This is a genomic window from Vibrio genomosp. F10 str. 9ZD137, assembly GCF_049974785.1.
Taxonomy (GTDB): domain Bacteria; phylum Pseudomonadota; class Gammaproteobacteria; order Enterobacterales; family Vibrionaceae; genus Vibrio.
Genome location: NZ_JBNGCJ010000049.1, coordinates 1 through 229, shown reverse-complemented (window position 1 = coordinate 229; position 229 = coordinate 1). Strand labels below are relative to the sequence as shown.

Genomic DNA, 229 nt, shown 5'->3' with positions numbered 1-229 from the left:
CGCTCTTCCGATCTGGCTCTTGCGATTGGTGTTGCACCACTGACCGCTGTCGCCTCTTTTGCCGCGGTGAGCGCTTTGTTTGTCCTGCCAACCTACCCAACCCTACTGGCTGCGGTTGAGATGGATGACACGGGATCGACACGAATTGGTAAATACGTATTTAACCATCCGTTCTTTATCCCTGGTGTCGCGACCATTACAACGGCTGTGGCTCTCGGGTTTACACTGG

Annotated in this window: 1 pseudogene; it reads left to right on the top strand. The window is 54.1% G+C overall.

Annotation, left to right across the window (positions count from 1 at the left end):
* Positions 1–229 (top strand): annotated as a pseudogene (locus ACP45E_RS00600) (C4-dicarboxylate ABC transporter); the annotation flags it as partial.